A 22,318-nucleotide genomic window follows, 5' to 3' on the forward strand; every position below is an offset into this window, starting at 1 on the left:
ACTCTGTTGTTCTGCGCTGTACTCAGAGGCAACCTGCAATGCTTCAGAAGAATTTTACGGAAGCTTGCAGGTTGCCAGGGCTGGCGTGTTGCTGCTGAGGGGAGTGACTACCGTACCTGCCGCCAATAAGTGGTCTGCCGGTCATCACCAATTTCAAGCGGATCACATTCAGCTCCCACACAGATCAGGGCGTCATCACTGCCTTCCGGAAAGAGGATACTGGTGGTGGGGGGCAGGCCGCTGTTGGCCAGTTCGTTAAAACGGTCAGAGGCGTCCGGGTTGTCCGGGTCATCGGATTGTGCCGGCAGGCCGGTCAGCAGATTGACCGAATAGGCCCTGGCCTTGCCAGCCACTGGATTACAGGTGTTTGACACCTCATCAGAGGGAAGATAGGTGTTGAAATACACCACTTCCTCAAAGGTGACGGACTCGGTCATGACCTTTTCCTGGCTTTCCATATCAATAAACCAGCCTTTTCTCGGGTCAGAACTGCTGTTGCCGAACAAGTCTTCCGGGCTGACGTTCAGGTTGGAGGTGATATCCACCAGTTGCCCTGACTGGTGTTTCAGCTTCTTGTGAACAGGTACGTTCTTTTTACCAAGATTGCTTTTGGTCACATCGGGGTTTCCGTAAAACGGAGATGCCATCACATAAGCCCTGTCTTGAACCCATTCGTTGACCCTGCTTAATGGGTCCGGACGGTTACCCGTGCCGATGGCAATGGCCAGATGAGTTGAGCCATTTAAACGGAACAGAGAGGCATCGGGCTCAACAAAAAAGCGCCGGGAGTGCGTCGTCTGGGTTTTTCCTCCATCCATCTCTTTATCGGAGGGGCCCAGGTAAGCAAAGACGCCTTCATCGGCATCCCACTGGCCATCGCCATTGCTGTCCGATGGCCACACCAGGTGCCTGATGTCGTTCATGTCGGCAACCGCGCATTGATCGGGATCACTGCTCGTGCAGTTATTGAGGTACAGTCGCCATACCTGGCCACCCACATCCGCAAACAGCATCTGGTTGGCCAGGCCATCTCCATTGAGATCAATTACCCGGACTCCTCCCGGAATACTGTACTTCATGTTATTGAGTTTCAGGGTGGCGGAGGCACTGTTGCTGGCTGACCAGATTAACTCTCCGGTTCGTGCGTCGACGATGTAGACAGTATTGCCAACCGTATCGTTCTGATATTGTTTTGCCTGATCCTGGTCAGGGTCGTAGCCACCGGAAAAAATCAGCACATCGCGGACCGTTCCACCTATCTTGATGCGGGTTTTGACGGGCTTGGACCAGGTTTGCCCCAGTTGTTCAAACCCCGGATCCCCTCCCTGGATAAACCACATCAGCCTGGGGGAATCCAGAGAGGTGACATCAAGGGCGTAGTAACTGCGCCCGCCCCGGCGCATGCCCATGTAGGCATAGACAAACTCCCCTTTGTTCAGGCCATTCAGAAAGTTGCTAGAGGGGTTGTCGTTAAGGGTGTCATAGCCCCCGTAAATGACTCCGTTTTTATTGGCATCATTTACCCATAGGGTCACCGAACCATCCATGCCGTAAGGTCGGCCATGGCCCGGGGTTCTGTCCGTGGCGGCATTGGTTTCCAGCTTATCCAGATTGGGCAGCAGTTCAGCGGGCATAAAGGCAAACTTTTCGGCACCGGTTAGGCTGTCAATGCCATGAATAAAGCCGTCATTGGTACCAAAGAAAATGGCCAGTTCCTGTTGGTCCTCAGGGCAGGTGGCTCCGTTTGCCGGATCCTGTTGTCTACAGCCATAAGTGACGAGCCCGGGCAGGGAGTGTAAAGGATCGCCCAGCCAGGTAGACGGGTTCCGTATCCACTCCAGCAACTGATTACGCCGGTCTTGATCGGAGTTGTTCAGTCCAAGGTCGATAGGAGTGATCTCTTTATTATTCCGGTCCAGGCGATGCTGGCTGTTGTCCAGGGTGATGGTTTTACCCGCCGGGTTGGTGCCCAGATAGGTATAGAGTTTGCGTTTGCTGGCGTCTGGCAGTTTTTCTCCTGCGCCTCCGGCGTTGACTTTTCTGCCATCCGTGTCTGAACTCCAGAAACTCTGTGCCTCTGTATTAAAAAAGCCGGTGTCCTTGTCCACCGCCAGTTTATTGTTGGCATCGTAAATATCCAGAGGGGTCCCCGCCAGTTTGTAACGCTTGAGGTTGCCCTGCCAGCGATCACTTTTTGAAGGTTTGAAGATGGAGTAATAGGCCTGGGACAGGTGTCTTGAGTTATTGAACTGATTGGCGCTGACCCCGGGGCTGACATAGCTGGACTCATCTTCAAGAATGCCGGTAATGATCTGGTTAAAGGCATCGGACAGTTCATCGGCCTCGTCTGCCTCATAGAAGTTGCCACCACCATTGGTGGCAATGTCCGACATAAAGGCTTTGACTTTTTTGTTTCCCTGAGCGGCAAAAGCAATGGTATGGGTATAGGCATTCTGGAGGCCGTTCATATCCGGTGCCAGGTCGGTGGTGTAAATCCAGTCGGCCAGAGTGCGTGCACATTTCTCACCCGATGAGCTGGCGTCTTTATCGCATTTGCTGTCCCCGGTAAGCTGCTTGATTTTTTTGATATCCGAAGACTCGTTGGAGTTGGCCTCGCCGTCGGTCAGCATGGCAATGTAGTTGCTCTGACAAACGTCTTTGATAGGGCTGTTGGATTGGCTGTGGTCTTTCTGGAAATACACGGCCGCATCGTAATAAGTCGGCGTCAATGGAGTACCGCCATCATGCTTAAGATTATTCACCAGTGATACCAGGTGTTCTTTCACCAGATAGCTGATTTCTTCAGTGGTCCCCCCGGAGGCCACTTTAAGGTTCAGTCTGGGAGAGAGTGTCGGGTTCTGATCATAGCTGACCGCACAGCGGCTGTGGGTGTTTTTATCCATATTGATGGAGAGCAGCAGGGTCAGGTTGTTGCCTGGCTGCCAGTTCTTCCGGTCAACCACCTCCTGCAGAACATGACTGATATCCGGGGATACATAGGTACTGCCTGGCTGCCATTGACGACCATCCCAGGGGGCGCTTTTGGCGCTGGTTTTTCTCCGGCGTGAGAGGTCTTCTTTTTTGGCAACCCGAAAGGGGGCGGAGCTGTCCGTGTCTTCGGCCTGAATAAAAACATCGGCTTTGTTGTTTTTATTGCTGTCACAGCCATCGTTAATGGTCAGGGTCAGGCTGGCCTCGAGAATATCCGCCCCCTGCTTGATAGGGAGTTTCTGGTACTGCAATGCGACGGTGTTCTGACGTTTCAGGATCAGGTTTGAGGTGGCGTTCACATTGCCATTGTTGCCCTCATAGGCGTCATTGCCTGAGTGCTGGATGCGAGTGTCCAGTATGTCGTTTTTGCAGCCGCCCTCCCCACCACTGTACTCCACCACAAGTCGTGGCCTCAGGTTTTTGTCACCGTCAAAACTGTAGGCATACCGCTCACCCTTTTTATCGGGAGCGGAAAAGAAGAAAGTGGTGGTATCGTTGCCACACCACTGAGTGTTGTTGACAACGTTTTGAAGCAGGTTTTTAACGTCCACGGAATAACGGGCCGGGTTGTCTTTATCCCCTTTTTTCCAGGGCTCCGGTGACCATCGGGTAAGACCTGATGCCGACCGGGCTCTCTGAGACAGGTTGGAGTTGGTTTCCTTAAATGGATCACTGGCACCGGTTCCGGGTGTCCCCGCCTGAATTTCCAGGGTCAGGCCGGAGTCATTGTTATCAGCCGCAGTAAATTCAATGGCTGCAGACTCTATCCGAGCCCCCCGTGGAACACCGAGTACCTGGAAACGCAAAGCCGTGAGATTGCTCCCACCCAGTGGAAGCGTGTCTGAGGCCAGGTTCACGGAACCATCGGTTGCTTCATAACCGTCATCCCATGAGTCTTTGATGGTCGGGGAACTGTCGAGAATGATGCCGGTTCCCATGTCCTGGTCAATGTCGGTCACCGGGAAGACCAGCCTGCTGCCGGTTGAGTCCTTTGCCAGGGTCATTATTCCAACATTGATGTTGGATGAGTTCTGCATAATATCCCCAAAGGCTTCCTGCATGATCTCCATGCGGGACTTCACATGGGGGCCTGGATTGCTATTTCCATTGATGTCCCAGGCCATTGACCCTGATGTGTCCAGAATGAACAGCACATTGGGTTTGACCGTGCTGTCCAGGTTGGGATTGTGCAGGTAAATATCGGTATCGTCTGCCCAGGTCAGTGTGGATAACAGCAGGTATACGGTGGTTACCAGGCTGGCCATTACCTTCTGGAATGCTTTCCGGAAAATCTGCTGTTTAAGCGGCGGAATAAGTGGAATGAAGAGTCGCGTGCTCATTTGAACAGCCCTGTTATTGATAAGAGGCAGGGGGAAGGTTCCTGACCGTTACTGATTTAATGTTCTGATCTGGTAGCCCTGCTCCAGCTCGCTGGTCACCTTATAGCCATCCACGGTGACGGTGCTGGTGGTTTCGTAGAGAAGCAGTTGCGGCAGGCCTTTGCCGACGCCCAGGCTGCTGCCTGAGTCCGATATCTTTTCCCGGAACACCGTGGAGGTGGTTGCCTGAGCTTTGATGCCTGTAGTGCTATCGGTATAGCTGTAGGACTGGACCAGTTCACCACTGGTGGCCTGATCAAGGGCAAATTCACTTTCTTCAAGCAAGCGTCGGGTGCCGTCCAGAGCACTGTCAGCGGCCTGAAATGCGGTATTCTGCAATTGATAGCTAAAAGACGCTCTCTGCCCCAGGGTCGAAAGACGAGTGCTTCCGATGGCGATCAGGGTGATGAGCAGCAGGATAATCAGCGAGATAAATAAAATGGCGCCGTCCTGTCGGGCTTTGTGCGTGTTCCTCAACCTGGCCATACTTTTACCCCTGGTTACGCAGTTGAATGGTGGTGGTGAACACTCTTCTGAGGCGTCGGTCATCGGTCTCAAGGCGTTTCCGGTTGTCTTCCAGGTTTAAAATGGGCAGCTTCTGGGAAAGCTTTTCCATGGCGACATTGTTGTTTGAGGACACCACAAGGCTGACCTGAATGGAACGGGCATTCCCCGGATTACAGTTGTCAGCGTTAAATTCGGCTTGAGTGCAGCCATTGACAGACCGGGTATTGTCTCCGTTTCTCACGCCGTAAAGCACCTGAAGGTTCTCAACCCCCTCAACCATCTCCTGATCGTCCCGGAACAGGGCCATCAGGGGTTGTCCGTCACTTCCTGTGCGGCCAGTCTCCCGGATGTCATAGATAAGGCCGCTGGTGGAGCCCAGGTTGTACAGGGCAGGACAGGCATCGGGATTGCTACTGCTGCAGTCTTCGTTGATCACATAGTTTTTAAATGAAACAGGTGCCTTGTTTTTTCCCTCCGGGGAAAGACTGCTCTTGTTTGTCGTGCTGTTTACCTTGGGGTGAAATACGGCGTATTGCCGGCAGTCCGACACCATAAATACATCGTCAGGTGATAGCTGGATTTTGCGATCCAGTGTCAGACTGTCCGCATTAAAACCAATTACCCTGACGGTACTTTTTTCTTTTTCCGGTTGTTCGATGTCATGTGGCCTTATCAGTTCTTCTGCCCTGATAATCGCCAGGGTATCGCTGCCGGTGTTTTGACCTTCAATACCCATGACCGCCTGGGTGGAAAAATTCATCAGAGAATGTTCGGTGGCTTCCGCATCGGCTGTGACACACTGGCCCCGAAAGCCTGCCATTCGAACATCCCGCTTGATCATTTCAAGGGCAATCCGGGCGCTGTCCTGAACCTGGGCAAGTGCACTGTCGGTGCTGTTGGACTGAGAGCTGTCCATAAACATGCGCATGACACCCAGCATCAGAAGGGAGCTGAGCGTCAGGGCGATCATAAGCTCGATCAGGCTGATACCCGCCTGGGAAACAGTGGAGGTTCGTTTCAGGACAGCCTGTTTTATCCTGCAGGTCATAGCTCAAACACCATCTGATAGGAGAAGAGGCTCTTCGGGTTATCGCCGTCTGTTCCTGAAGAGCTGCCAGCAGTACTGGCAAAGTGGTTTTCACTCCACTGCAGTAGCAGGGTAAATTGATTTTTATCCTGAGTGAGTGTGGCCAGGGCGTTGAGCAGGGCCGGTTGCCACTCATCACCACTCATGCCAATGCCGGGAACGTCCTGGAGGTGGTTGAACCATTCACGTATATCCTGATTTGCCAGTTCTTTCGGGCTGCATCCTGATGTTTTTTCAATACAGTCTGGCGAGTGGATATCATCCCCTTTCAGAGACGGAGTGATGATGTTGTAGGCTCCATTCCGTGCTGCGCTTGAATTGCGACGCATTCTTTCAGCCAGGTCATAGGCAATCATGGTCGCCTGACTTCGAGAAAGGGAGCTGGCGGAGGCCTGGAGGCTCAACACCTGGAGTCCCGCCATTCCCAGCAGGCTGATGCTAAGGATCAGGATGGCAATCAGTACTTCTATTAAGGTGAAGCCTCGGAGCTTTTGAGGCCGGGATTTCAGCTGCACTGAGGATCTCCCCCGATTCTGGCCTGGCCCGCTCCATTGATGCGGATGCCTTTTGCTGAGGGGGTACCCCGCTGGTCGCAGAGGCTTAACTGGATCACTGTGTTGACCACCCCTTCACCGTTAAACGTAATGGCATCTCCGCCCTCAACGCGGTTATTTCCCTCCAGAGCCTTGAAGGTCTGAAGCACCTTTTTTTCTTCTGTGTTTTCTTTGACGATGAACCCCTTGCTCCAGTCAGGGCTATCGCAGTTCTGCTGGTCACTGGAGCCACAGACTTTTACTTCAACGTGGTTGGCTGACGCTTCACTGCGGGCGTAGTGCAGAGCTGCCAGGATGCGATTGCTCTGGGACGTCAGGCGGCGGTCCTGAATACTGGCTTCGAAACCGGGATAGGCAATGGCTGAAAGGATGCCGAGGATGGCTATGGTGGTCATCAGCTCCAGCAGGGTGAAGCCGGTTAATCGGTTTGCTGGTTTACAGGCCTTCATTCTCATTCTGAACTGGGTGTTTTGGGTATTGGGTTGTGTCTTTTTTAAACGGTTGATGATTGGCTGTTTTGATGTCAGATTTTTATCCCTTTCCTCTTGGAGATAAAAGCATCAACCTTGCTGGCACAAAATGTGCAATTGACCTGGCGGATCCGGGCAAGAGCTTGAGTGTGGAGGGATTAAGTCATACTGGGAAAAAGCTGTCTAACGGATGTTGATAAGCGGTTTTCCAGAGCGATGAAGTGTATTTCAGCGGGTTTTCACTTAATCAATTTAAATTACATGAAGGGTTGTTATTGATTCGATCGCCGCTGATCACGATGAAAAAACCATTAAGTCAAAAGTCAGTAGTTTGATTACCCGGTAAACAAAGGCTTGGCTAAATTGGAATAAGGACATTTCGCCATCAGCCAGGGAGCAGGCAATGAAGTATGCCGTTGGCCATGCCACTGCAAAGGCTGTTTTTAAGCCTCCTTCAGGATTTACTTTTCCAGAGCTTCTTGTCGCCATGTCGGTGGTCGTTCTTCTGGTGGCTTTGTCTGCACCTTTTATGACCGGGATGATTGTGGACAACCGGGTTTCTAATGTGACCCGGGAAGTTTATTCCAGTTTGATGCTGGCCCGCTCTGAGGCTGTTAAACGACAACATACTATTTCTCTGTGCAGCACCATTGACGGCGTTTCCTGTGATGAAACCAATGGGGGCTGGCACCACGGCTGGTTGATATTCACTGACGAAAGCCAGGATGGGTTGATCAATGGTAATGACCAGCTGCTCAGAAGGGTGGGCAATCAGTCAGACCTGGTTCGGATTGTCTGGAATCGAGGGTTCACTGTCAGCTTTAACAGCCGTGGACAAACTTCTACTGCCGGGACATTTGAGGTTTGCGACAGCTCAGTTGCTGAAGCGTTTGTAAAAGCGGTTGTGATCAGCATGACCGGCCGGTTGAGACTTGAGGACAGAACGACGTGCAGTTAGCCAGGGAGGGTTGTCCCATGAGGGAATGTTTAAGCCATCAATCAGAGCAGTCCGCCGGAGTGGGGCTGATTGAAGTCCTGGTCACCTTGCTGGTCATTGCTATTGGTGTGCTGGGTATGGCAGGCCTCCACAGCCGAAGTCTGCAGTATCAACAGGCGGCCTATATCCAATCCCAGGCGACCTTTCTGGCCAGCGACATGCTTGACCGGATCCAGGCAAACCGGGCACAGGCCAGGACCAGTAACCTCTATCAGGTGGGGTTAAGCCAGTCCGTTTATTCCCAGTGTTTGCAGAACGAATATCCGGATAGTTGCGAAACAGGAGGCTGCTCTCCGGAACAGCTGGCCGTTTACGATGTGCTGCAGTGGAAGTTTCAGCTGACCTGTCAGTTGCCGGGAAGCCAGGGAAGCGTCAGCTATTCCGACAGCAGCGATGGCAGGGTTTACATTATCACCCTCAGCTTTCCAACGGGGAGTACAGGCGTCCCTGTCAGTGATGTTGTCTTGAGGAGTGTTTTATGAGCCGCCTGGAAAAGGGATTTTCCCTGGTAGAGATGCTGGTGGCACTGGTGCTGGGACTTGTGTTATTTACCGGTGTAGGGCATCTGGTCCTGGCTTCCAATAAGTCATGGGCTTTGCAGGATGAACTTGCACGTATACAGGAAAATGCCCGACTTGCCCTGGATATTCTGAGCCAGGATATTCGCTCTGCTGGTTACACCGGTTGCCCTCCTCAGGCCAGCCTGGCCAATGCGCTTTATACGGAAAGTGATAACCGGCGCTGGATGATGCACTTTGATAAAGGGATCCTGGGCATTCCATTCGGGGGAAGCTCTGATGAGAGTGCTATCGGTCACCTCGACAGCAATGCCATATCTGAGGCCATTGTCGTTCACAGTATTGATCAGGCAAGGGCAATAGCAGTAAGTGGACACAGTGAGGGCACCGCCACGGTTACCCTGGCCAGTGAGCACAGCTTCGATGAAGGCGACCTTCTTGCCCTGACATCCCGGAACTGCAAGCAGGTTTCGGTGTTCAGGGCGGGCAGTAGCACTGGAGGTTCATCGGTTTCTCACCCGGCCGGTAACAGTGGCAGCCTGTATAACTGCACCAGTCTGCTTCAGGGCCATTACAACTGCCATACCAGTACCCTTGGTGCGGACAAACTCAATGATCAGGATGCGGTTCTGTCCCCCCTTCAATCCCAGGCCTTTTACCTGAGAAACAGTAATGGAGTCCCCACCCTTTATAGAAAGCAGGCCGGCGAATATACCAGTGGTAACAGCATCAATGCGGAAGCATTGGTGGAGGGTATAGAGAAGTTGAATCTTCGATATGGTGTGGATTCGGATCTTGACGGGGTGGCCAACCAATACCTCTCTGCCAGTGACATCGGGCTATACAGTTCTGACTGGCAGAGGGTGGTCAGCGTGAAACTGGAGCTGCTGGCCCGAAGTTTTTCGGAAGTGGCTCCCCAGCCTCAGGTTTATTTCTTTGGCGGTCAGAAGGTGACCCCTGCAGACCGCTATGTTCGAAGAAGTTTTATGACCACCATTGAGTTGAGAAACAGGGGGCTTTAGCCATGGACTATGACCGAACTAAACAACGGGCTTCCCCGTTATTAACGGATAAGGCGGGTGTTCACTGTTTTTTCGATTCGGGAATGCAATCAACAAGGTGTGGAAGCCGTTATCGAGCAAAAGGCAGCGTGTTGATGGTGAGTCTTGTGCTGTTACTGATCATGACTGTGGCGGGGCTGACCGGGATAAGAATGGCCACTCTTGAAGAGAAAATGAGTGGTAACTATCAGGATCAGCAAATGGCTTTTTATGCGGCTGAAGTGGCACTACTGGAAGCAGAAAATCACATTGCCAATGAGGTATTACCCCTCACTGGGTTTTCCGCAGACTGCTCTAATGGGTACTGCTTTTCCGGAAGCGATGTCTCTGATGCAGGCAGCTGCGAGCCGGGTACTTCAGAGCCCTGGTTGAGCAAGGATACCTGGAGTATTAGCTCCCGGCACCGATCGACGGCAGTGGTCATTTCCGGCATTTCAGCCAAGGCCAAATACATTATTGAGTTCCGTTGCTACATCGCAAAAGAAACGTCTGGCCCCTTACCGGATCCTTCAAACCCGGGCGACTGGGCACTGTACTATCGGATAACGGCTCTGGCGACCGGGGGCACAGACGATGCCCGGGTTATGTTGCAAACGTCGTATAAAAAAGGTTCTTGACTGGAGGTGTGAAGAGCATCGTCGAATAAAGCGCCTTTACTGTTTGGCATCCTCAAAAGGAAGAGGGGGTGATGATTATGGATCGAAGGATAAGCGGGATCTTTATTTCGGGGATAAAGGCAATAGCTGGACTCTCTGTTCTTCTGCTACTGCTCTTCCAGCTGCAGTTCTTTCAAAAAGTGGTTGCAGAACCTCTTTCCAGTGATTATGCCGCTGCTCCGCCATTATTGAGCAACACTTCTGAGCCTCTGGTGATGCTGGTGATGTCGGTGGATCATGAGTTGTTCAAAAAGGCATACAGTGACTACACCGATCTTGATGAAGACGGCCGCCTGGATACCCGCTATGTGGATAGTTTTGACTACCTCGGGTATTTCGACAGTAACTGGTGCTATCAATACACTTCAGGACGCTTTACACCGGTTTCTCCCGCCACTGGCACCTACTCCCATTTTTGTACAACATCTGCGGCACCCTGGAGCGGTAATTTCATGAACTGGGCGACCATGACCCGGATGGATATTCTTCGAAAGGTTCTGTTTGGAGGGAAGCGGTCAACCGATAGCAGCAGTCAGACGGTTCTTGAAAGAGCCTATATCACCAGAGATGTGCACGCTTTTGTGAAAGTGTATCGAAGCAGTGAGTCTGGTTTGGCAACCCAGAATTTCACCCCTTATACCCAGAGTGAAATCAGTCTTTGTAATGTGGCAGGTTCTGAAAACGGTGCTCCCGAAGTCCGTATTGCGGAAGATGCCTGGCCCCGCTGGGCCTCTACAGAAGTTAAACAGTGCCAATGGGGGGCTCAGAACAGTCCGTCTGGAAGCCGTGAATTGTCAACCAGGGACGTTTATATTGAGTCCTGTGTGGCTGGTAAAGACGCAGATACTTCATCTCGATGCAAAGTGTATCCCAGTGGTGCAAGCAAACCGGTAGGGTTATTGCAGCAGTATGGAGAGGGGGGGGATATTCGTTTTGGACTGATGAGCGGCTCCTACGATAAAAATATATCCGGGGGCATTCTTCGGAAAAATATTGGAAAAATCGCCGGTAACTCATCCAGCTCACTGGATGAAATTGAGCTTTCCACAGGGCGCTTTTCCAGTGTTCAGGGCATTATTCATAACATAAGCCGGTTCCGCCTGGCGAAATACAGCTTCTCTCAGAATAAATACACTGACTGCAACACCTATGGCATATCCATCTCTTCCTTTAAATCAAGCAGGGGGACTTATTCCAGTCGGCACTGCAGTATGTGGGGGAACCCGCTGGCGGAAATCTATCTGGAAGCACTTCGTTATTTTTCTGGAGAGGCATTGCCGACCAGCAGTTTTGATACCACAAACGATGATGTGTTTGTCAGTGGTCTCTCCAGAGAAACCTGGGTAAACCCGATCACTGAAGAGAACGCCTGTGCAAACTGCTCAATTATTCTTCTGACCACCGGATTAAACTCTTTTGATACGGATCAACTCTCTTCCAGTGCGGACCTTCCCGGTTTAACAGGCAGTGCCAGTGTCAACAGTAAGACCGATGAAGTGGGGCAGCTTGAGTATGGCGGTGCCTTTGCCGGACATTATCTGGTGGGTGGTACCGGTAGTACGCGTCAATGTACAGGCAAATATCTGACCGGGTTGTCCCAGGCCTCCGGTCTGTGTCCTGAAATTCCTCAGCTGGAGGGAGGGTTTCAGGTGGCAGGGCTGGCTTATTATGCCAATAAGACGGACCTGACAAGCCAGGAAGGAACCCAGAAAGTGCGCACCTACGCCCTGGAGCTGGCTGAGTCCATGCCGGGCTTTACCCTGGATGTGAATGGCAGGCCGGTGACGTTTCAGCCGGTCTGTCAGACCAGCTCCAACTTTGGTAGTGGCAGTGGTAATTTTTCCGGCAGTGGTAGCGACTGTACCCTGACTGATGTGGTGGTGGAGCAGCTGGTACAGGATGGTTCTGGCAAGGTGGTAGAAGGTTCGTTGTTGTTTACCTGGGAGGATTCTCTGTGGGGGAATGATTATGACTATGATGCGTCATCCCGCATAAAGTTCTGTGTCGGTTCTCAATGTAATCAGACAGCGGATAGCACCTTGAATACCGTTAACTTTACTTCGGATGAGGTTCGCCTCGCCGTTCAGGTAGATGGTGTGTTCGCCGGTTTGAATATGCGCTTTTCCTATACCCTGACTGGAGTAGGGAGTGGTAATGATGGTCTGCAGAGCAGCTATGTGTATAAAGGATCATCAGCCTGGTCTGTCAACGACTTTACTGCTGTTGGCGTTGCGGCAGGTGTTTTACCGAAACCTTTATTTCTGGCGGCAAAGTACGGTGGATTCAGTGACCTTGATGGTGATGGTACCCCTGGTCATGATGGGGATGGCGACGGTACGGCGGACTCCGGAGACCACCGGGAGTGGGATAACCGGAACAACCTGTCAGGGGCTCTGGGAGCCGACGGTTTGCCGGATAACTACTTTTTTTCCAGAAATCCGGCAATGCTTGAGAGCCAGTTAGATCAGGTGTTCTCTGATATTTCCCGCCGGGTGTCATCAGCAACCAACACCGCTCTGTTTGCCAATAACTCAACGGGAACCGGAGCCCTCTATCAGGCTCTGTTTCAGCCGAGTCTGGAGGTAAATGGTAAAACCGTTACCTGGGGGGGACTGTTGCACTCTCTGTTCGTGGACAGCAAAGGACACCTTCGTGAAGACGGTAATGGGAATGACCGGCTGGATGATTACAGCACGGACAAAATTGTTGAACTGTTTTTTGATCCCAATGCCGGGCAAACCCAGGTCCAGAGGTTTACCTCAGAGGACAATGGCCTCACAAAAACCACGGAGGGTGCGCTGAAACCGTTATCCTCTCTGGCCTCCATCTGGGATGCCCGGGACCAGCTGTCCCAGCTGAGCAATCTGACCAGCCAGCGAACCTATAGTGCGCAGGCCTCAGGAGGTCGGCACATTCTTACCTGGCTGGATCAGGATAATGACCAGCAAGTAGATGATAATGAGACGATTCCTTTTATTACCGATACGTTTTCAGGCAGTAATGGAAATGAGGGGTATCTGGGATTACCTCAGTCCGAGGCATTAAACCTGGTGAACTACATCAGGGGGGAAGAGCAAACCGGAGCCCGGTCAAGAACCATTGATTACAACGGGGATGGAATTCTGGATGTGTGGCGGCTGGGGGATGTGGTGCACTCAACTCCCCGGCTGGTGACCTCACCGGATAGCCGTTTTGACGCTTATTACAATGACAGCAGCTATAAGGCCTTCCGAAACCAGTATCTTAATCGGCGCCATGTGTTGTATGTCGGAGCCAATGACGGCTTGCTTCATGCCTTTAACGGTGGTTTCTGGGATGAAAGCACTCACAGTTATCTGCGCACCGGAGGCAATGGAGAGGTTCAGCACCCCCTGGGCTCTGAGCTATGGGCTTATGCCCCAATGAATCTGCTGCCCCATCTTCGCTGGTTACGGGAGGTGGACTACCCCCATGTCTATTACATGGATGCCGAGCCGCTGGTATTTGATGCCAATATTTTTGAGGCGGATGCTGACCACCCCGGGGGATGGGGGACGTTACTGGTAATGGGTATGCGGCTGGGAGGCGGAGCCATTGATGTTACGGTAAACGGTAACAGTCGTACTATGCGTTCGGCCTATGTTGTTATGGATGTTACTAATCCGGAAAAGCCACCTGTGCTAATGGCTGAAATAACTCACTCCGGGTTGGGGCTGACCACTTCAAAACCGGCTCTCATTAAAAGAAGAGTGCCTGGAGTCAGCGCCAGTGGTGAAACCGACTGGTCAAATCCTGATAAAAACGACTGGTATCTTGTATTTGGTTCCGGGCCCGCGGGCACTGGTCAGGTTGCGTTAAGAGGAGCCCTTGATCAGGGAAAGTCGGACCAGAATATGCGGCTGTTTGTTTATGACTTGAATCAGAGGCAGTTTGTCACGGGATTTGACCCAATGGTTACCAGCTATGCAAGCAGCTATGCCGGTGATATGACGGTGGTGGACTGGGATAATGACTTTCAGGACGATGCGGTCTATTTCGGGACTGTTGAGACTGGTGGTGCCAGCCTGGGCGGTAAGCTGATGCGATTGCGCCTGTATTCTGAGGTTGGCAACTCTACTCTGGGGGTATTTCTGGACACAGGGCAGCCTGTGCAAGCACCGCCTTTAACCCGTGCGGATCAGGACAGCTACTGGGTTTACTCAGGAACCGGTCGCCTGATGACTGTGAACGATAACAGGGACTCCACGGCCAATGACTTTTACGGGATTCAGGAACCCCTGAACAGTTCCGGACAGTTTACCTGGGCTACTGTCAGCCAGGGGAATCTGGTAAATGTAGGTGATGTGGAAGTGCTCAGTAATGGCAATGTTCGCAAAAAATCCGGAAATACCTACACCCCTTTTTATGTGGATTCCAACCCTGTTGGCAGTTTTGCAGCGCTTCAGGAGACGGTTAAGGCCAGGAGTGGCTGGAAACGCCCCCTGGCCTATGAGGCTTCACTGCCTTCAGGGCGAAACGTCAACCAGGCGACGGCCCTCTATCAGTTCATTCTTTTTACGGAGTATCAGCCTCCTGCCAACAGCTGTTCCGTAGATGGCAATAGCTTTCTCCATGCCGTTCACTATTTAACCGGTACGGCTTCGGATGTCCCATTGCTTGGCAGTGTCCCTGTGGATGATCTGGAAGCAGAACGCGGACTGGACAGAGTTCGCCTGGGCGTGGGCTATGCCTCTTCTCCGGTGATTCATCAGGGGGAAGGCGGTCGTCATTCAGCCGTTACTCAGGGGGCTGGTGGCAGCATTACCGCCACAGAGCTCCATTATGGTGTCCGTTCGGAAGGGCGCCAGAGCTGGTGGCAGATTTTTAATATTCCGTTTTAGAGAGGCTGAACACTATAAATGTGGACAGAAGGGATGTGGACAGAATGGACAATCGACGACGGAGTGGTTTTGTATTAACGGAGCTGGTGATTGTTCTGGCCATTATTGCGATTCTGGCTGGAATTGTTTATCCCACTTACCGGCAGTATATGAATGAAACACGCCGCAGCGATGCCTGGGTGGCCCTCAGTTCAGCAGCAGCAGGCCAGGAGCGCTGGTTTTCGGTCAATCATTCGTACACGGACCAGGTCAGTAACCTGGGGGGAAGCGCCTCTCCCGAGGGGTACTATACACTCAGCGTGGTAGCCGACACTGCTTCATATACTCTTACCGCCACAGCGCTGAGTTCCGGCCTGCAGGTGGGGGATTCCGGTTGTACTGTTATGACCCTGAATCATCAGGGGGTTCAGTCTCCAGCCCAGTGTTGGAAATAACAACCGCACTTTCCAAATCCCTCATGTCGGTTTTCTGACTTTCTAAAGTTCCTGCTGTTTTCTCATCCCCGGTTTATAACCGCCCATCCTCCAGGATTTTTTGGGCATCGGCCTGTGCCTAAGTTTAAGGAAGGCGTTAATGAATAGGGAGTGGAAGGGTGTCTTGGGGCTTTAATCCAGTGACTTCTGTTTTTTTCAGCAGACGATTATCCAGCGCAAATGTCCATAGCGTAAGAAAAGCAGTGTGTGCCCGTCACCTGGGTGAAAAGCAGGCCAATAAAGGGTTTACCCTGATCGAAGTCCTGATTGGTGTCATTCTGCTGGGTATCATGGCTGCCATGGCGGTGCCTTTGAGCAACCTGGTGGAGTCGTTCAAGCTGGATTATCTCAATCAGCGAATTTACGCCAGTACCGCATTAGCTCGCAGTGAAGCCATCAAGCGCGGGGAGCTGGTCAGCCTTTGCCAGTCTACTACCGGAGTTACCTGTGATGGGGGAGCCAATTGGGCAGCCGGCTGGATGATGTTTACCAATCCCAATAATGATGATCTGGTGGATCCCGGTGAAGAGGTGATTCGGATATACAGTCCTCTGACCACTCCGGTTCGAATCACCTGGAGCAATGCTTCAAGGCTGACGTTCATTCCCCGGGGAAGTCCTGTCAGTGCCGGGATGTTTGATATGTGCCCCATTGGCCGAAAAGCCGCTCCTCTTCGAATGGTCTCGGTTTCAGTGACTGGGCAGATAAGAAAATCATCTAGTACGGGAGATTGTGATGACCCTGAAAACCCTCAACCCTGACGGTAAAAAAGGCACCGCCTTTTTGCAGAGACATGCTGCGAAAAGAGCTCAGTCCGGTGTTGGTTTGATTGAAGTGATGATCAGTGTTCTGATCTTTGTCAGTGGTGTGCTGGGGGTGGCGGGGATGCAGAGCCAGGCTATCCGGGTGAATCATGACAGTGTTCAGAGATCCCAGGCCGTCTGGCTGGCCCATGCAGCCAATGAACGGATCAAGGTGAACTTTCCTGGCCTGGACTCCGGCGATTACCAGGACACAGCCACTGCAGCCAGTGCTGATCTGACTTCTTATTGTGCCGCTCCACCCAAACAGTGCATAGGAACCACCTGTTCAGCGGGAGAGATGGCAAGATTCGATGTTTTTGAGTTGATGTGCCGGAACGCCACAGTGATCAATCAGCAGATGAGTATTGACTGTGCAAGCCCCTGTGGGGTTGGGGCACAAATCTCCGTCACCGTTTCATGGGATTCCAGGGGGGCTACTGGAGGGCCCTATTCGGCAAGACAACAGCTGACGCTGGCAATGAGGCGAAACTGACCATGAGAGAACAGGGATTGAAAGGACTCGATACCCCATCCAGAAACCTGTCCGAACAACAGAAAGGCTTTACCCTCATTGAGTTAATGCTGGCACTGGTTCTTGGCCTGTTGATTACCGGTAGCTTTCTGCAGTTGATGGTCAGTAACACCCAATCGGCCAATTTCAATGAGTTTCTTGCCACGGCTCAGGAGAATGGTCGACACAGTCTTTATCTGCTCAGCCGGGAGCTTCGAAGAGCGGGATATCGCTCCCAGCCCGGGGTTGAAAGCCCATTACCTTTCTATTTAGGGGGATGCAATGGTGTGGCCACCTGTACCTTTGATGGAGGGGGATCCAGTAGTGATCAAGTGGCCATACAGTATGAGCCGACAACAGGCACAGACTGTGAGGGGAATGCTGTGCCCGCAAAGGGGATGACGGCTGATGTCTACTATATTGCCCCCGACCCCGGTAACAACAATATCAGCACCCTTTATTGCCGGGGGTATGACCCGGTCACGGCCTCTCCCAGGGGGAGCGGGCTGGCGTTAGTGCAGGGGGTTGAAAGGCTTCAGGCCGTTTATGGGCTGGCTCCGGGAGGGGCCGACAATGTCAACCAGTATGTGACTGCTGATGCGGTATCCAACTGGCGGGATGTTCGCAGTATGCGTGTGGGCGTTCTGGTCAGTGCCGGCCAGGAGGGCAGGGTGTTTGACCTCAGAATCCGAACCTACGATGTATTGAACAGCGGGGCGTTATCTTTCGAAGACCGGACACCGAGATACGCCTACAGCACCGCAATCAAGTTGAATAATACGGGGCTTTGATAGAGGGCCTGAAAGGAAAAGCACTTATGGACTCTTGCTATGGACAGTGACAACAGGCAGATGTCGATTTTCAGGAAAAGCCCGGAGGTTATGGAGGGGCAGCCAAAAAAACAGCGTGGCTCCATATTGTTGATGACCATGATCATCATGCTGGTGATGGTGTTTTCCGGGCTGTTTGTGATGGAGATGGCCATTCTTGAGGAAATCACCGTCAGTAACGAGCAACGGACACTTCAGGTGTATCAGACCGCCTACAGTGAGCTGGAAGCCCAGATGGATTATCTGGAAGACAATCCCAATCTCTTCAGCAATGCTCTTGCCGGTGAACAAACTTTGCCGATACATATGTATCCCACAGGGTGTACTGTGGACAATCAGCCCTGCCAGACGGCCACGCTTCGTTTTACCGGAGAAGTTCCCCCTCCCGTTGGTTACAGTGTTGGTAAGTTCAAGGGGATGGCGTTTGAAATTGACAGCCTGGCTGTTCTTGAGAGTACAGGGGCCCGCTCCAGCCAGACGATGAGTGTGATTTATATCACTCAGAAATAGGTAGCAGCATGAGGTGGACTGGTTTTTTTATCATTGTTGTAATTATGAGTGTCATGCCTCTCAGTGCCGTGGAGCCTGTGGAGGAAGGAGAGGAGTTTTACAAAGTTAACATTCAATTTGCCAATGAAGAGTCAGGCATTTTACTGGCTTATGAGTGTCCAACCTGCCCCCCAAAAAGCCTCGTTTTTAACCATAAACTCAATGTGCTGGTTTCGGGCACTGATACTGTGTCTAGTAAACTGAAAACGCTCGAAGGAAAAGCGGTAGTGATTACCTGGAAGCCTGGCACGATTCAGGCCTTGAGGATTTGGCCGAACTTTTGAATAGTCTCTATTTAAATGGAGTTTTCAGTGGGCTTACATCGTTTTATCTGGATGATTATTTTTCTCTGCATTGTTGGCAGAGCCTTTGCCGAAGATGTCGATTTATTTGTCAAAGAGATCCCTGATAATCAACGTGGAGTCGTTGTTTTTATCATGGATACTTCTGGAAGCATGGGGGTTCTTGTCAATTCAGGGGGAGGGATTACTGTTACTCGGATGGATGTGGCAAAGGCAGCAGCCAGTCGGTTTGTTCAGAGTGCCGAGAACATCAATATTGCCTTGATGAGTTTCAGTGGCGAAGGAGGAAAGGTCGATTTTGCGGCCCAAAATGTGGAGACAGGGCGCCAGGCAGCGTTAAATGTTATTTCCAACTATGTTGCATCAGGTGGAACTCCACTGGTTGGTTCTTTATATGAGTCATATCGTTATCTGGCAGGCTTATCCGCACGTTTTGGGGGGAGTGCCAGTATAGGGAGTGCTTTTGCTGGTTCTAGCTTTCAGTCACCTATCGTTAATCAATGTCAGAAAAGCAACATCATTCTTTTTACTGACGGTCAGGGTTGGGCCAGTGCGTCTGTGCAGCAAGCTGTCAGAGATTTGATATCAGGGCTTTCAATACCTGGTGGGTTGGATTTCAACTGCTCAAGCGGTGATTGTCTTGATGAGATGTCCTGGTTCATGCGCAATCAGGATATTCGCTCATCTGTTGCGGGTGATCAACATGCTACGACATATACGATCGCAGGTTTTGGCAGTGCACCGCCCGGCATCTTGAGGTCAACTGCCAGTTTTGGTGGTGGTCAATACTACGATGCCGCCGGTTCAGAAGACCTGGATAATGCTCTTAATGACATTATGGCGAGGGTCAGGGCTGAGGAGTCTACTTTTACAGCTCCGGCTACAAGCACCAGTGCTTTCAATTCCCTGGAAACTGCTGAAGATGTTTATTATGTAATGTTTAAACCTGAAGAAGGCACTAACTGGAAAGGAAATCTAAAACGTTACCGCCTTGGGGATGATAACCAGATTTATGATGCAAATGGACAGTTGGCTATAGACCCTGATACAGGATTCTTCAGAGAAAATGCAAAAAGCTTTTGGAGCAGTGCTGAAGATGGAAAGTCGGTTGAACTGGGCGGGATGGCTGAGAAAAGAAGCCAGAATTCATCCGCCTATACAAACATCAGTGGCTCTACTGATGTAGAGCTTTCTGCTTCTTCTAACCGTTTTCATGAAAACAATGCATTAATTACCCAGGGGCGTCTTGGGGTATCCAACTCCACAGATCGTAATAATGTTATCCGATGGGCCAGAGGCGTTGATGTCGATGACGAAAATGGGAATGGCTCAACGGTGGATGATCGAAAAAGTATTGGTGACCCACTGCATACCCAACCTCAGGTCATCAATTACTTTACTGATGATAAAGTCATTTACTTTACTGCTAATGATGGTTTTCTCTACGGGGTTAATGCAAGAGATGGCAGTACTGAGTTTTCATTTATTCCAGAAGATCTGCTTTCAAACCTGTCGGTGTACAGGGGGCTCGACAAGATCGATTCAGGTGTAAGGTTGCCAGAAACATTTCGGGTAACTGAGGAATCGGGTATCTGGCACAGCATGGAGATTGTAGGGGTTGATAACTTCCCAGAAGGCTGGTACACAAGAAACCTTAATGTTCGCCCTGGTGGTTATAACTTAAGGTATAATGGCCATGGCACCCTGGGCAATATCAGCAACCCTCAGATTCGAGTGGTTAATGGTGGTAAAACCGTTCAATTAACGGATGGTGGTGGCTCCTGGGATGATTATGAAATAACTGTCACAAATGGCTTGTTTACCATTGTGGGGATTGATGTACAGTATGTACTCAATCAACCTTCAGGAAGTTTCAGCAAGCCCTATGGGTTAGATGGTCCATTAGCTGTATGGGTCAATGATGTTAATGGCAATGGACACCTTCTCCAGTCAAAAAATGGCTCTCCAGAACCTGGCGAACATGTATACCTTTACCTGACCATGCGCAGAGGTGGGAATAATATTTATGCTCTGGATGTGACTCAAAGAGCAGCCCCTGTTTTAAAGTGGGTTATTCGGGGGGATATTGATAATAATCACTTGACTGACCCAAGTGGTGATTTCGGTTACTTGGGGCAGACATGGTCGGAACCTAAACTGGCAAAAGTCAAATGGAACGGAAGTGAGCGTCAGGTGTTGTTTTTTGGAGGTGGCTACGATGTTTCAGTTGACTCTCAGACTTCGATTCAGGATAGCAATATTGGCAATGCTGTATTTATGGTTGATGCTGAGACAGGGACATTACTCTGGCGTGCCTCGAACGGTGGTTCACATCTGAATATTTCGGATATGAAATACAGCATTCCTGCAGGGATTGCCGTGGTTGATATCAACCAGGATGAGTTGGTTGACTACCTGTATGCTGTGGATATGGGTGGACAGATCATTCGGTTTGACATTAATCAGAGTAACTCCGGAGCATCGGGTTTTGCCCGTGGCGGGGTGATCGCAAAATTGTCCGGTACCTCAGCATCAGAGGCCAGACGCTTTTTTGAAACGCCAAGTGTCAGTGTGTCCAGTACATTTGGGTACTTGAATATTGCAGTAGGCTCCGGGCTTCGACACTCTCCACTTGATACGGCTGTCAATGATCGAATGTACGTTATTCGTGATCCAAATATATATGTTGCTCCGACAGATTATAACTACTCAGGTAATTCAGTTATTACTGAAGCCTCATTGTATGATGCGACAACTAATATTATTCAGCAGGGGAGTGACTCGCAAAAGCAGGCTGCTATAAATAGCCTGAATAGCAGTAATGGGTGGTATATTCAGTTGGAGGAGGCTGGGGAAAAAGTGCTCAGCAGAGCGAATATCTTCAAGGGTATTCTTTTGTTCAATACATTTGCATTGAATACGGCAAGTACAAACGAGTGTGTACCTAACCCAGGATTGAATTATTTCTATGCGGTTGATATTGAAAATGCAGGTTCAGTATTTAACTTTGGCGACCTGGGGAATACGGGGTCACTGAATAAATCCAATCGTAAAAAGCTGCTTAAACACTCTACCCTGGCTCCTGAACCGGCGATTCTGAACAGAGGCAATAAGTCTGAAATCTGTGTGGGGACTGAGTGTTTCAAGGATACCCTGGAAAGTATCGGGGCCGTGCCCGTGAACCGGAGCTTCTGGAGGGAAAACCGGTAAATCAGATTTGGCTTCAGGGTATTGTTGAACCGTTATTTCCTTATGAATGCTCGTCAAAATGCTAATGCTAATGACTCTTTTATTGATCCTGTTATGTCGGAACCTGCCTGATTCTATTTTTTATTAATAGTGTTGTCTGCCGATACTCTTTTAGGAAAAATAGTTGCTGTATCCCATAGTCATCAAGAGAAGTTGTTGGCATAGACAATAAGGTTAATGGAATGAATCGTGTATCACGGTGTTTTTTGGTTTGCATGGCCGTCGCCAGCTCCTTATACAGTGCCTGGGCGGAAGACACCGTTGTGGAAGATGCCAGCGAGTTTGAACGCTTGGAAGTGATTTTTTCAACAAAAACGACCGGTATCATTGAGGCGTACAAATGCCGTTTCTGTCCGGCAAAGGTCTTCTATTTTGATGATCTGCTGGTAATCGATAACGTCCAAGGGGCTTCATTATTTCAGAAATTGGGGTATGTTGATGGTAAAGAGGGAACGGTGACCTGGCGTCCAGGTACAACCCGTGCTTTAAGAATATTGATGAATTAATGATTTTCACAGGGAC

The 22,318-nt window shown here is 50.8% G+C and carries 17 protein-coding genes; 12 read left to right on the forward strand and 5 right to left on the reverse strand.

What is annotated here, in order from left to right; translation table 11 throughout:
- Positions 1-107 precede the first annotated feature (107 nt).
- Genes ACNRUY_RS01840 through ACNRUY_RS01860 form a run of 5 tightly spaced genes read right to left on the reverse strand, consistent with a single transcriptional unit; the run spans position 108 to position 6,967 of the window.
- Positions 108-4,331 (reverse strand): hypothetical protein, encoded by a 4,224-nt coding sequence (locus ACNRUY_RS01840; RefSeq protein WP_488109933.1) that lies wholly within the window; start codon positions 4,329-4,331, stop codon positions 108-110.
- A gap of 48 nt (positions 4,332-4,379) precedes the next feature.
- On the reverse strand, positions 4,380-4,856 hold the full coding sequence (locus tag ACNRUY_RS01845; RefSeq protein ID WP_488109934.1) for a PilX N-terminal domain-containing pilus assembly protein: 477 nt from the start codon (positions 4,854-4,856) through the stop codon (positions 4,380-4,382).
- A gap of 4 nt (positions 4,857-4,860) precedes the next feature.
- Positions 4,861-5,925, reverse strand: coding sequence for a PilW family protein (locus tag ACNRUY_RS01850; RefSeq protein ID WP_488109935.1), 1,065 nt, complete (start codon positions 5,923-5,925; stop codon positions 4,861-4,863).
- Positions 5,922-6,479 carry a type IV pilus modification protein PilV gene (pilV, locus tag ACNRUY_RS01855; RefSeq protein ID WP_488109936.1) on the reverse strand — a complete coding sequence of 186 codons (558 nt, stop codon included), beginning with the start codon at positions 6,477-6,479 and terminating at the stop codon, positions 5,922-5,924. Before pilV (ACNRUY_RS01855) ends, ACNRUY_RS01850 begins: the two co-directional genes overlap by 4 nt.
- Entirely contained in the window at positions 6,470-6,967 is a 498-nt protein-coding gene (locus ACNRUY_RS01860; protein ID WP_488109937.1) for a GspH/FimT family pseudopilin, read from the reverse strand. The genes pilV (ACNRUY_RS01855) and ACNRUY_RS01860 overlap by 10 nt, the downstream gene beginning before the upstream one ends.
- A gap of 424 nt (positions 6,968-7,391) precedes the next feature.
- Between ACNRUY_RS01860 and ACNRUY_RS01865 the strand changes: the two genes are divergently transcribed.
- The 12 genes from ACNRUY_RS01865 to ACNRUY_RS01920 all read left to right on the forward strand — a co-directional run bounded on the left by ACNRUY_RS01865 (position 7,392) and on the right by ACNRUY_RS01920 (position 22,302).
- Positions 7,392-7,946, forward strand: a complete 555-nt coding sequence (locus ACNRUY_RS01865) for a GspH/FimT family pseudopilin (protein ID WP_488109938.1) — start codon at positions 7,392-7,394, stop codon at positions 7,944-7,946.
- A 17-nt stretch (positions 7,947-7,963) separates the two neighbouring features.
- The gene (gene pilV / locus ACNRUY_RS01870) at positions 7,964-8,467 is read left to right on the forward strand and encodes a type IV pilus modification protein PilV (RefSeq protein ID WP_488109939.1); all 504 of its coding nucleotides are present in this window, start codon (positions 7,964-7,966) and stop codon (positions 8,465-8,467) included.
- On the forward strand, positions 8,464-9,525 hold the full coding sequence (locus ACNRUY_RS01875; RefSeq protein ID WP_488109940.1) for a PilW family protein: 1,062 nt from the start codon (positions 8,464-8,466) through the stop codon (positions 9,523-9,525). The genes pilV (ACNRUY_RS01870) and ACNRUY_RS01875 overlap by 4 nt, the downstream gene beginning before the upstream one ends.
- A gap of 2 nt (positions 9,526-9,527) precedes the next feature.
- The gene (locus tag ACNRUY_RS01880; protein WP_488109941.1) at positions 9,528-10,181 is read left to right on the forward strand and encodes a pilus assembly PilX family protein; all 654 of its coding nucleotides are present in this window, start codon (positions 9,528-9,530) and stop codon (positions 10,179-10,181) included.
- Positions 10,182-10,258: 77 nt separating this feature from the next.
- A complete protein-coding gene (locus tag ACNRUY_RS01885) occupies positions 10,259-15,079 on the forward strand; it encodes a pilus assembly protein (RefSeq protein ID WP_488109942.1) in 4,821 nt (1,606 codons plus the stop codon).
- Positions 15,080-15,123: 44 nt separating this feature from the next.
- Positions 15,124-15,513, forward strand: coding sequence for a type IV pilin protein (locus ACNRUY_RS01890; RefSeq protein ID WP_488109943.1), 390 nt, complete (start codon positions 15,124-15,126; stop codon positions 15,511-15,513).
- A gap of 242 nt (positions 15,514-15,755) precedes the next feature.
- Positions 15,756-16,313, forward strand: coding sequence for a GspH/FimT family pseudopilin (locus ACNRUY_RS01895; protein WP_488109944.1), 558 nt, complete (start codon positions 15,756-15,758; stop codon positions 16,311-16,313).
- Entirely contained in the window at positions 16,288-16,848 is a 561-nt protein-coding gene (gene pilV / locus ACNRUY_RS01900; RefSeq protein WP_488109945.1) for a type IV pilus modification protein PilV, read from the forward strand. Before ACNRUY_RS01895 ends, pilV (ACNRUY_RS01900) begins: the two co-directional genes overlap by 26 nt.
- Before the next feature lie 2 nt (positions 16,849-16,850).
- Positions 16,851-17,657 carry a PilW family protein gene (locus ACNRUY_RS01905; RefSeq protein ID WP_488109946.1) on the forward strand — a complete coding sequence of 269 codons (807 nt, stop codon included), beginning with the start codon at positions 16,851-16,853 and terminating at the stop codon, positions 17,655-17,657.
- A 39-nt stretch (positions 17,658-17,696) separates the two neighbouring features.
- Positions 17,697-18,206, forward strand: coding sequence for a hypothetical protein (locus ACNRUY_RS01910; RefSeq protein ID WP_488109947.1), 510 nt, complete (start codon positions 17,697-17,699; stop codon positions 18,204-18,206).
- A gap of 350 nt (positions 18,207-18,556) precedes the next feature.
- Positions 18,557-21,757, forward strand: a complete 3,201-nt coding sequence (locus tag ACNRUY_RS01915) for a pilus assembly protein (protein ID WP_488109948.1) — start codon at positions 18,557-18,559, stop codon at positions 21,755-21,757.
- Between the two features lie 254 nt (positions 21,758-22,011).
- The gene (locus tag ACNRUY_RS01920; protein ID WP_488109949.1) at positions 22,012-22,302 is read left to right on the forward strand and encodes a hypothetical protein; all 291 of its coding nucleotides are present in this window, start codon (positions 22,012-22,014) and stop codon (positions 22,300-22,302) included.
- Positions 22,303-22,318 lie beyond the last annotated feature (16 nt).

This window comes from Endozoicomonas sp. Z74 (assembly GCF_057680865.1).